The 10,307-nt window shown below is 43.4% G+C and carries 10 protein-coding genes and 1 pseudogene; 3 read left to right on the top strand and 8 right to left on the bottom strand.

Annotation, left to right across the window (positions count from 1 at the left end; translation table 11 throughout):
* Together C7Y66_RS28515 and C7Y66_RS28520 are read right to left on the bottom strand one after the other, a co-directional pair.
* Nucleotides 1-775: pseudogene (locus C7Y66_RS28515) on the bottom strand (glycoside hydrolase family 10 protein); the annotation flags it as partial.
* Nucleotides 775-2,112, bottom strand: a complete 1,338-nt coding sequence (locus tag C7Y66_RS28520; protein ID WP_015153729.1) for a TIGR03279 family radical SAM protein — start codon at nucleotides 2,110-2,112, stop codon at nucleotides 775-777. The pseudogene C7Y66_RS28515 and the gene C7Y66_RS28520, both read right to left, overlap by 1 nt.
* A 91-nt stretch (nucleotides 2,113-2,203) precedes the next feature.
* Between C7Y66_RS28520 and C7Y66_RS33165 the strand changes: the two genes are divergently transcribed.
* Entirely contained in the window at nucleotides 2,204-2,335 is a 132-nt protein-coding gene (locus C7Y66_RS33165; protein ID WP_255410081.1) for a hypothetical protein, read from the top strand.
* Here the strand turns inward: C7Y66_RS33165 and C7Y66_RS28525 are convergent.
* Nucleotides 2,332-3,291 (bottom strand): undecaprenyl-diphosphate phosphatase, encoded by a 960-nt coding sequence (locus C7Y66_RS28525; RefSeq protein WP_106548146.1) that lies wholly within the window; start codon nucleotides 3,289-3,291, stop codon nucleotides 2,332-2,334. The genes C7Y66_RS33165 and C7Y66_RS28525 overlap by 4 nt on opposite strands.
* A 467-nt stretch (nucleotides 3,292-3,758) precedes the next feature.
* Nucleotides 3,759-5,408 carry a Ppx/GppA phosphatase family protein gene (locus C7Y66_RS28530; protein ID WP_015153731.1) on the bottom strand — a complete coding sequence of 550 codons (1,650 nt, stop codon included), beginning with the start codon at nucleotides 5,406-5,408 and terminating at the stop codon, nucleotides 3,759-3,761.
* Between the two features lie 144 nt (nucleotides 5,409-5,552).
* Here C7Y66_RS28530 and C7Y66_RS28535 point away from each other — a divergent pair, with 144 nt between their 5' ends.
* Complete coding sequence (locus C7Y66_RS28535; RefSeq protein WP_106548147.1) at nucleotides 5,553-6,440, top strand: 4-hydroxybenzoate solanesyltransferase; 888 nt, start codon at nucleotides 5,553-5,555, stop codon at nucleotides 6,438-6,440.
* 117 nt (nucleotides 6,441-6,557) lie between these two features.
* Here C7Y66_RS28535 and C7Y66_RS28540 read toward each other — a convergent pair whose 3' ends face one another.
* Nucleotides 6,558-7,136 carry a Uma2 family endonuclease gene (locus C7Y66_RS28540; RefSeq protein WP_106548148.1) on the bottom strand — a complete coding sequence of 193 codons (579 nt, stop codon included), beginning with the start codon at nucleotides 7,134-7,136 and terminating at the stop codon, nucleotides 6,558-6,560.
* 372 nt (nucleotides 7,137-7,508) lie between these two features.
* Between C7Y66_RS28540 and C7Y66_RS28545 the strand changes: the two genes are divergently transcribed.
* On the top strand, nucleotides 7,509-8,378 hold the full coding sequence (locus C7Y66_RS28545; protein WP_015153734.1) for a DUF5677 domain-containing protein: 870 nt from the start codon (nucleotides 7,509-7,511) through the stop codon (nucleotides 8,376-8,378).
* 239 nt (nucleotides 8,379-8,617) lie between these two features.
* Here the strand turns inward: C7Y66_RS28545 and C7Y66_RS28550 are convergent, their stop codons facing one another.
* From C7Y66_RS28550 to C7Y66_RS28560, 3 genes are all read right to left on the bottom strand, one after another.
* Nucleotides 8,618-8,965: a DUF5615 family PIN-like protein gene (locus tag C7Y66_RS28550; protein WP_015153735.1), complete on the bottom strand. Its 348-nt coding sequence runs from the start codon at nucleotides 8,963-8,965 to the stop codon at nucleotides 8,618-8,620.
* The gene (locus C7Y66_RS28555; protein WP_015153736.1) at nucleotides 8,962-9,243 is read right to left on the bottom strand and encodes a DUF433 domain-containing protein; all 282 of its coding nucleotides are present in this window, start codon (nucleotides 9,241-9,243) and stop codon (nucleotides 8,962-8,964) included. Before C7Y66_RS28555 ends, C7Y66_RS28550 begins: the two co-directional genes overlap by 4 nt.
* Before the next feature lie 107 nt (nucleotides 9,244-9,350).
* Nucleotides 9,351-10,307: DUF3685 domain-containing protein (locus C7Y66_RS28560; RefSeq protein WP_146149903.1), on the bottom strand; the 957-nt coding region annotated here is incomplete at its 5' end.

Consider the following 10,307-nt stretch of genomic DNA (forward strand, 5'->3'; position numbering starts at 1 on the left):
CCACCGCACTACTACAATTCTGCGGCGCTACCGTAGCCGACTCAGGCAAGGAAATATACTGACTTAAAGACGCTCTCAACCAAGCGCGATCGAAGTCTCCTGGTGATACGTGACTCGAACCCCAACGCCAACCTAAAACCGTGGCGCGATCGCTTTTGACGACTGCGGCTTGATTTATTTGTGACTGCCAAATCGCGATCGGTCTACTATTCACACCAGTGGGAATCACAACTCCTCCCTGCACCAAACCATCATTTCCGGCTGGCTCCAGCCAATCTTTACTATTACCCTGTAAGGTTTGTAAGTTATTGGGAGCATCTAGAGGAAATCCCCAGTACGCGCCTAAAAGCGAACTCAAGAGCTGGCGTACCCCTGGCTGACTCGTACTTCCAACAGCACCACTGGCTATGACTTTACCACCTCGGCTCATCCATGCTTCTAAGGCAAGTGCTTGGTTAAAGTCAATATTCTCTACGTTAGGTAGAAAGATAACAGAGCGATCGCTCAAATCGCTAGCATTTTTGACAGCAGCTAAATCGACGACGCAATAATTGACTCCCGCTGCTTGCAAGCGCGCAGAAATTTCCGTCCACTGAGCAGCATTATCATCGCTTTTAACTACAGCTAAAACTGCGGGTTCTTCTGCGGCTGTAGCAGGTAAATAGAAAGCAAGAGGCAAAAGTAGAGACGCTAGTAACGTCTCTACTAAAAAATTCACAGACCTAGCCCTTACCAGGGTTGGTAAGAAAGCAAAAATATCAAAATTTTTAGACATTACTTAATACAAGTATCGATGAGTTCCTCAACTCCCCTGACTGGGAGAATTGGGATATTTAATTTATGAGATAACTCTTCTATTGTCATATCATCCAAAAAACAGTTTTCGCCATACTTCAGCATCACGGCAGGCAGTATGACCGCGTTACCTAAGTCTTTACCACATAACCCTTCTAATAAATCTTGTCCTGTGAGTAATCCGGTGACAGAAATTTTTTGTCCCCAATAGTGACTACACAGAGCTACCATATCTATCCGCAGCCCATTTACTTGATTTAACTGTTGTAAAATTGGTTGAAACGCTTTTTCTACGGCATTACCAACAACCCAGATAAATCGGCGTGATGGCTCGACTTGCAGCGGAAGATGTTTGGCTGCACTAGCAAAATGTTTTAAAAATAGGCGAATTGAACCCACACCGTTATCGATTTGAGGATAATCTTCATAATGAGATTGCGGTGGTAAATCCTCCCCTGCAACCAAAAACCACTCGTCTGCTAACCAGGCAAAGTTAGTGCCTAACTGCTGGCGAAATTTCTGCTGCAAGGCTTTGACTTGGGCTATGACTTCGGCTGCTTTTTCTGGAGTCACTGGAATTAACTCATCTTCATCTGGACGAAACCGTGTCAAGCCTACTGGTACGACAGCAACAGAAGTAACTGCTGGTACTTCCCCAGGATCGCCAAGATAAAATTTTGCTAAATCGAGCAACGTTCTTTCCAGATGTATGCCATCGTTAATCCCAGGACAAACAACAACTTGAGCGTGAATTTGCAGTCTTCGTTCTCGAAACCATTCAATCTGCTCTAAAATTTGAGCGGCTCTAGGATTTTTTAGCAGCCGCACCCTAACTTCAGGTTCGGTAGCGTGAACTGAGACATACAAAGGAGACAGGCGCATTTGTTCGATTCGCTGCCATTCCTTTTGGGTGAGGTTTGTCAGTGTCAGGTATGAGCCGTAAAGAAAGCTAAGGCGATAGTCATCATCCTTTAGGTATAAACTCTGTCGCTTACCTGGAGGTTGCTGGTCGATAAAACAGAACGGACAGCGATTGTTACACTGAATTAACCCATCGAACAGGGCTGTCTCAAACTCTAGTCCTAAATCTTCGTCGTAGTCTTTCTCAATTTCAACCGTATGAGTTTTACCTGCTGCATCTAAGACATCCAGTTGCAGCACTTCATCAGCACACAAAAACTGATAATCGATTAAGTCACGCGGACGAGTATCGTTGATGGATACGATCGCATCTCCTGGTTCAAAGCCAATCTCAGCAGCGATGGAATCTGGTAAAACCTTGGAAATGCGGGCAGGACGAATAGTGATGTCACTCATGACTAGCGAGAGGGCGATCGCCGTTTGGCTATTAGCTACTCTAAAATTGTCGCTTATATGAGGGAGCAGAGAGTAGAGGAGCAGGTGAGCTTTGTGTGCAGGTGAACTTCAGGTGCAACAACCAACAACCAACAACCACCAATTATCCAGTACCCATTACCAAATTACCAATTCCGAATTCCGAATTCCGAATTCCGAATTCTCTCCATGCACCACTCACTAAACATTAGATAACACTCCAAACCCGATCGCAGCTAGAATCGCTGCACCAAAGATGAGTCGATACCAAACAAAGATCCAGGTATCCTGAGTTTGGAGAAAACGTAACAACCAAGCGATCGCGAAGTAGGAAAAAACGGCAGATGAAACGACTGCGACAATCAAGTTTAGAATTCCCGCGTTCTCTAGTCCGGCTTCTAAAGCATCTTTCAATTCGACCAGACCTGAGATTGCAATGGCAGGAATACTAAGTAAAAATGAAAATCTAGCGGCTTTGGCTCGCTCTAATCCCAGAAATAGTCCGGCTGTCAGTGTAGAACCAGAACGAGATACGCCCGGAAATAAGGCAAGTGTCTGAGCCAGCCCCATTAATATGCCATCTTTAACTGTAGGTTCGTTAAATTTGCGCTTGCGCTTGCCAAAAATCTCTGCCAGCCCTAACAAACAAGCCATGACGATTGAATACACCGCGATCGCTGCTAAGCTGCGTAAGGGCGATTTGTCATAGCCAGGATAAAAGATTTTAATCAGCAAACCAAAAAATACGATGGGAATCGTACCTAAGAAAATGCCCAGTGCCGTGCCAAATTCTCTGGAATCATAATCTGAGTTAGCGATCGCCTTAGCGGTTCCGGTGACGATTTGTGCTAAGTCTTTCCAGAAGTACCATAGTACTGCGGCAAGACTACCGAGTTGAATCACGGCAGTATAAGCAACGCCAGGATCTCCCCATCCCAGTACGACTGGCACAACTTTCAAATGCGCCGTACTGCTGATTGGTAAAAACTCTGTCAACCCTTGGATTATTCCTAAACAGAAGGATTGCCACAAATTCATTCCATCCTCTACGGCTGTATTGGGTTGCACGCCGAGAACCTTAATGGGTATAGCAATTACTGCTGCACAAGCAGCTACACCTACCATCAGAAGTTTAAGCATTTGACGTTTTAATAAAGCCATAGAAATTTAAGGGCTAAGGGGTAGGAGGACAAGGTAGACAAGGGAGACAAGGGGGAACAAGGAAGCAATTCTGGTTCCACCAGCCACCAGCCACTAGTCGCTGTCAACCGTTAACTGTCAACCAACAAACTATACTTTTTCTCGCTACAGCATACCCGCAAACCGCAAATGAGGGGAGGGGTAACTAGAACTTAGAGCGATCGCGTCCACGCTAAATCCAAGATGGTATTTTAACTTGCGATTTACTCAAAATCAGCGCAAAAAATCAAGTTGTGAATTTTCTCCGACTTTTGGGAGTACTCTAAATACAACTATTTCTCAGTAAGTTATTGCAGGTGCTTGGGTTATTGCCGGTTTGCTCTCCTGACTCGTCAAATTCCTAAAACTATTTCTCACTTATATATTGATAAGCCTATGAAAACTCAGAAAGAGACTATTCGCAAAATGGTTACTTACCTAAATAAAACTCAACGAACTGATACTGTTGCAGGTTCTAAAGCGGCTACTAACTTCACGTCAAATTCTGTTTCAAATAACGCCTTTTTATAATCCAAACTCCACAATTCTAAAGCGCAATCATCATTGGGTTGAGACGGAGTTAGATACAAGTAAAATTCTTTTGAATCTGCATGGCGATCGCAGCGCACGCGCTTCACTGCACCAATTTGACGGCGATCTAAAGCCACGGCTAACCGGAGAAAAGCGCTTAAATGATTGATAATTTGCCGATCGCGTTTGCTGGGTAAACTGCGATAGGAATCGTGCTTTTTCTTCGGGTTACTTTTCCGGTGATAGCGGGCAATATTGGCAATAATTTCAATTTCTGTTTCGGTGTATCCTAATAATTCACCGTGTCGAATCAAGTAGTATGAATGTTTATGATGGGCAGAATGACTAATAAAGTGTCCGCAATTGTGTAACATTGCCGCTGCCCACAGCAATTCTTGTTCTTCTAAACCCCATTGATGTAAAATTTCCTGGGTTTGGTTAAACAAACTCATGGCAAAAGAAGCCACGCGATCGCTATGTTCTAAATTTACTTGGTATTTCTGCGCTGTTTTAATCACGCTCCGTTGCCGGATCGAACTTTGATAGCGCAAACGATCTTCAATTAAACCGTGAGTCAGCATCCAGTCTACAATGATGCCTTCTCGCAGCGATCGCTCGCATACTACTAATGTCTCAGCTTCTAACAGCGTCATCGCCTCTTGTAAAATTGTCGCCCCTGCTAATATAATCTCCGAACGGCGATCGTTCATCCCTGGAATTGCTGCCCGTTCGCTGTAATTTAGCTTCCGCAGGCGATCGACTAATTGCCGCAATTCCCTCAGACTAAATTCATACCCAGTCAAGGGAGACGGTACTGTACCCGTTTTTTCTCTAGCAATAATTGTTGCTACCGTTTCAATCGTGCCAGAAGTTCCCACTAAGCGGAAAATTTCCCCTGGCTGTAAGTGTGCGTGCAAGTCTTCCGCCGCACGTTCTAACATTCCCTGCACGTAGGCTTGAAGATATTGATATTCGCTGTTAGTAATCGGATCTGTAGTGACGAATTCCGAGGTAAGTCTGACAGCTCCAATTTTGTTACTACTGAGAGAACGTGGTTCGTGGCTATCTCCCAAAATGATTTCTGTTGAACCACCACCAATGTCGATAATGGCATGGGGTTGGTTGTTAAATTCCATTCCCGATAGTACGCCGAGATAAATGCGACGTGCTTCTTCATACCCAGAAATTAAGTCAACATTTAAGCCGATTTCTTCTTTGACTTGATGTAAAAACTCGCGTCCGTTGGGTGCTTCGCGGACAGCGCTCGTCGCTACAGCAATAATAGAATGAGCGTTGCAGCTCTTGGCAATGTCTTGAAAACGGCGTAACGTAGAGATCGCCCTTGCCATCACCTCTGGTTTCAATTCTCCCGTTTCTGGGTTGCGATCGCCTAACCTGACAGTTTCTTTTTCTCTAGTAATGATGGTAAAAGCTGGCAGTTTCGGCTCTATACTGACTACTACCATATGCAGAGAGTTTGTCCCCATGTCGATCGCCGCGAGGATCTGTGCTTGCTCTACAATTTGAGCGGGAATACTCTGCCAGCTAGTGAAAACAGAATCAACCATCTAGATTTACTGGTAATTAACGGCAACGACTGAACGGCAATTATTGAGATGAAGTTATTGAGTTTTTTCTACCCAAACTTCACGCTATTCTAATTAGGGAAAAAGATACGAACCATTACATCTGCCTATAGTTACCATTTTTCCATGAATACGATCGCACCACAACAGAGTTCCGAACCAACCTGGTTGAAAATTATCCGGCTGTTACGTTGGGATAAGCCAGAAGGACGTTTAATTTTAATGATTCCCGCTCTGTGGGCGGTGTTTTTAGCAGCGAGAGCGACTCCACCCTTACTACTAGTAGGAGTCATTGTCTTAGGTACTTTTGCCACCAGTGCTGCTGGGTGTGTAGCGAACGATCTTTGGGATCGAGATATCGATCCGCAAGTGGAAAGGACTCGCAATCGTCCTCTTGCTTCCCGCGCTTTATCTATCCGAGTAGGAATTGTAGTTGGTTTAATTGCTTTAGTTTGTGCTTTTGTTTTGTCTTTATATTTAAACCAATTATCCTTTTGGCTGTGTGTCGCCGCCGTACCCGTTATTTTGCTTTATCCAGGGGCAAAGCGAGTGTTTCCCGTCCCTCAGTTGGTGTTATCTATTGCCTGGGGTTTTGGCGTATTAATTAGCTGGAGTGCCGTCACGGGAAGTTTAGATAAGGCAACTTGGTTGCTATGGGGTGCAACTTTATGCTGGACGCTAGGATTTGATACAGTTTATGCCATGAGCGATCGCGAAGATGACAAGCGCATTGGCGTGAATTCCAGCGCTTTATTTTTCGGTAAATACGCCCCAGAAGCGATCGCAGTTTTCTTTGCTGGTACTGTCTTATTCTTGGGTTGGCTAGGTGTCGTCATGCACCTACATCTAGGTTTTTGGATTACCCTAGTCTTGGCTGCATCTGGCTGGATTTGGCAATATACTCGGTTGCGCGATCCGCAGTTACCAAATCCTGCTTACGGAGAAATGTTTCGCCAGAATGTTTGGTTGGGTTTTCTGTTATTAGGGGGAATGATTGCCGGAATTTTGATTTGATCGCCCCATGTGCAACCGCTCTACTGCCCCCTTTTTAAGGGGGTTGGGGGATCGCAGGACTACGCCACTTACGAAAGATCCCCCCTAGCCCCCCTTGAAAAAGGGAGGAACAAAAAATTATTGACTTGTGGTGAAGGTGACATCTTCATAAAGTGCTTCTAAGGTTGACTCAAAACCAATACTATCGAGCCGAAATGTTGTCTGCTGTGGCGTGTAAGACTGCAATACCCATAACCCTTGCTCGTTACGTCGGAAGCACTCAACTCGCTGCCGTTTGGTGTTAATTAATACGTATTCGCGTAGGCTTTCTAGTTCCTGATAATCAACAAATTTGTCACCGCGATCGAAGGCTTCAGTAGAATCGGACAAGACTTCGACAATCAGACTAGGAAAACACTTGTAAGTAGAGGTTTCGCGATCGCGCGGATCGCAAGTCACCATGACATCGGGATAGTAGAATCGATTCAGCGATTCAATCCGTGCTTTCATGTCAGCAATATAGACACGGCAATTGGAACCTCGAACATGGCTACGGAGCAGCGCAAATAGGTTTCCGGCAATGGTAACGTGGGGATCGCTTGCCCCAGCCATAGCGAAGACTTGCCCATCAATGTATTCGTGCTTGATGTTGCTCGCATCCTCCAGTTGGAGGTATTCTTCGGGGGTGAGGTAGGACTGTTGAGGGGAAGCAATCATAGCTAGAATCTTAAGGATGGAATCGTGTCATTCGCAAGCAGTTTGCCTTGGTATTTTAAGATTCTACGTCAGCTTTGGAGTGCTAGGACGTGGAAATAGAATTGCTTACTTGGGTGGAGCTGTTTTGATTTAGTTATGCTGCGATCGCAATAGCTTAAATTGAAGTTAAAATATCCGCGATCGCTTTTACCGAAATAACATAAGGGGATGAATTTGTGACGCTATTTGATGAAATGTCACAGAAAAACTACAGATAAATTTTAATATCTTCATCCTGTTTTTAAAAGTGATTCAGAGATATTTAATGTATTGAATGAGCGTCTAGAATTAAGGCATCTAAATGAGTGCTGAGTATTCTTCCTAAGACACTTTATGGTAGACACCTATGATTTATTGACTCAGTGGGCATCTGAGGGTAATGAGGTCGTTGACTCTTATCTTGATTTGACATCTCAGTTTTTACTAGAAAAACCATCTATTGATCCAAGAACTCAGTGGATACTTCGCTATTTGACTGTAAGTTGCAATCAAACCACTAACAGTACATTTCTACTTATTGCCAATGCTCAACTTTGGGATGCTGAAATTCTGTTACGTTCAGTAATCGAAGGAACCATTAAGTACATTTACTTGTGTTTAGGAGATGAGAACGACTACATATCTAAGTCAGAGGAATACTTGTTACATCTCCCTAACATAGGCGAGATCAAGCACCAACAAAGAATACGCTCATTCCTCCAGAATGTAGATAATCCGACATCAGATGAATACGCAATACTTAGAGAAACCTTGATTGAAGAGGCTGAGTTAGCTGAACTTTACAATAACTATCCTCGCGAAAATAGAAAACAGCTTGAGCAGAGATGGGCGTTTAACGAAATTGCCAACATCTTAACTAGAGATGATATTGGTCTTAAAAACTTTGATGCTCTTCGATACCTATTGTCTTACACTTATGGCATTGGAAGCCATCTAGCCCACCAAGATGCTACAGGGTTAAAGCTTATCCACAATAGATTACAGAAAACTTTTGAAGATGCAAGATCAGATGAATTAGCACATGCGTCTCGCCAGATAAATGATCTGCTAATGATGGCTTTTTTTCGCTCAGCTATGACATACCATTTACATCATGCGGATATCAAGCCGATTATGAATTTATTTGAGTCTCATCAGCAGTTTATTAATACGATGGCGAAGGTGCGGAAAGATTGGTGGAAGAAATATACAGAGCAGTCGTGAACTGCTGTATGCGCTGACAATCCTATATAGCTAAGGCTTAAAGCCGTCTAACAACGCCCATGCACACCGACCGCCGAGAGTTGATTGGCTATGAGGCAGAGGTTATCTGCGGCGAGTGATGGGCACCGTTCAGCCCCAAGTCCTCGGTGGGTGGTAACAGCAACTTAAAGCTTATCTGTTAGCATCTTGAGCCAAGATAGCGGGACAATATTTTGAAGTTTATGGTAGTGTAACCGTCACTAAATATATCGAACCTGATTTTGCATCTCGTCCGAGGTAATTTGATTGAGAATGGCGAGTAATCTTTGTGCGATCTCTTGCGGAGAACGGCGAACTGCAAAAATTACTCCGTAGTGTGTCTGTCCCAAATCAAAATATTTCTGTATGAGTTCCTCAAAATCAGTTCTGTTGTGAGTAACCAGAGTTCTTGCTTGACTTATAGCATAGGCAAGCTGCTCTGCATCAGTTGCGTGAAGTTGCCCGGCATCTCGTGTAGTAATGACATCAAAGCCTCTTGCATGAAGCAAGTCAGCTACCAATACATTAACATCTTCATCCAAATACAGACAAATAAATATGCGACTCACAAATCTATAACTAATGGATCGATCAATTCGTCAGGAATGCGGTTTTTTTCAATATATTGATTAATTTCGTCTTGATGGTCGCTGTAGTAAGTTAATGCTCCAAAGATTTGCCCCAATGTTAGGTGCGGCATCCCTTTGGGAATTTCCTCTGGTGCAATACCCATGCGCCAAGTTTCAACGATTGCTCTGACGGGTGTACGAGTTCCTCGGATGATAGGTTCTCCATGTAGAATCTCATCATCTCGAACAACATAAAGATATTCCGTTGCTTGAACCATGCTAACCTCTTAAGTCGGCTATTGTTTGATTGTATCGTTTAGATCAATTGTCTCAGTGCATCAGACGGTATCACAACCCCAATGCTCGATCGCCGAAAAGTTGCCTTTCACAACCTTTTATTCTTACTTTCCTGCCAAGAACTACCCAAACCTTGTAAGACTCCTCTGCCAATTAAACCAATTGTTTTTCCTACAACTTGGGTCAAAACAAAAATCACTCCTTTCCCTACAAACGATACTACTGCTTGTAGGCGAGGTGCGATCGCATCTCGTAATTCGAGAGCTAAAGTTACGATTAAAGGAATTCCTGAAAGTCGCGTTAATTCGCGATCGCGAGGCGCGTAAATTGATACTTTAGCAATTCCACGCGGGGCTAGCAATAACAATTCATAGCGGCTTTCAAAAACCTGGCGAGGTTCTTCAAAATATGTTCTAGCCCGATATTTCCACGATAAATTATTCCTGAATCGCTCTATCTCCCTTGTGGAAATTAAACGGCGATCGTAATAATTTTGTTTGATAACTTCTAGTTCGGCAAATTGATTCAAAAGTGGCTGTACGACAGCATTTGCAACTTGAATTATCAAATTCTGTAGAATTATTTCCGCTCTTTCCTTCGCCTCCAAACTTTCAGCCGCAAAGGAAGTATTATCGATAACTAAAGGTGTAGCAAATAGTAGATAGGAAAATAGATCGTTGACGAGAGGAATTTTATCTAAAATTGCTGTTTGTACGACAATTTCAGCTTGTAACAAACTATTGACAAAATCTACAGTAATTCCCCCCACTAATAAAGTAGAGTATCTCCCAAAAAAATCTATAGTTGTTTCTTGCCACAAATCCCGTAAAATAGCGGCTTGCATTACAGGAAGGCGATCGCTCTGGACTTGAGAAAAGCGTAAATCTGCTAAGATATCCTCTATTTTCTGAAGAATTAAGTGCAATAGTTCTCGTTTCTTATCTTCTCGAAAAATGTCAATTTCTAAGGGAATAGAAGTCAAATTCTCTAGACTAAGTTCTAATCTTTCCCGCGTTGAAGTAAATATTGTTGTTGGTTGTTGGGG

Origin of the sequence: Chroococcidiopsis sp. CCALA 051 (assembly GCF_003015105.1) — a bacterium.
Lineage (GTDB): Bacteria > Cyanobacteriota > Cyanobacteriia > Cyanobacteriales > Chroococcidiopsidaceae > Chroococcidiopsis > Chroococcidiopsis thermalis.

Coding starts and splice junctions, on each gene's coding strand:
- C7Y66_RS28520 (WP_015153729.1), bottom strand. CDS start 2,112: ATGAGTGACATCACTATTCGTCCTGCCCGCATTTCCAAGGTTTTACCA.
- C7Y66_RS28525 (WP_106548146.1), bottom strand. CDS start 3,291: ATGGCTTTATTAAAACGTCAAATGCTTAAACTTCTGATGGTAGGTGTA.
- C7Y66_RS28530 (WP_015153731.1), bottom strand. CDS start 5,408: ATGGTTGATTCTGTTTTCACTAGCTGGCAGAGTATTCCCGCTCAAATT.
- C7Y66_RS28535 (WP_106548147.1), top strand. CDS start 5,553: ATGAATACGATCGCACCACAACAGAGTTCCGAACCAACCTGGTTGAAA.
- C7Y66_RS28540 (WP_106548148.1), bottom strand. CDS start 7,136: ATGATTGCTTCCCCTCAACAGTCCTACCTCACCCCCGAAGAATACCTC.
- C7Y66_RS28545 (WP_015153734.1), top strand. CDS start 7,509: ATGGTAGACACCTATGATTTATTGACTCAGTGGGCATCTGAGGGTAAT.
- C7Y66_RS28555 (WP_015153736.1), bottom strand. CDS start 9,243: ATGGTTCAAGCAACGGAATATCTTTATGTTGTTCGAGATGATGAGATT.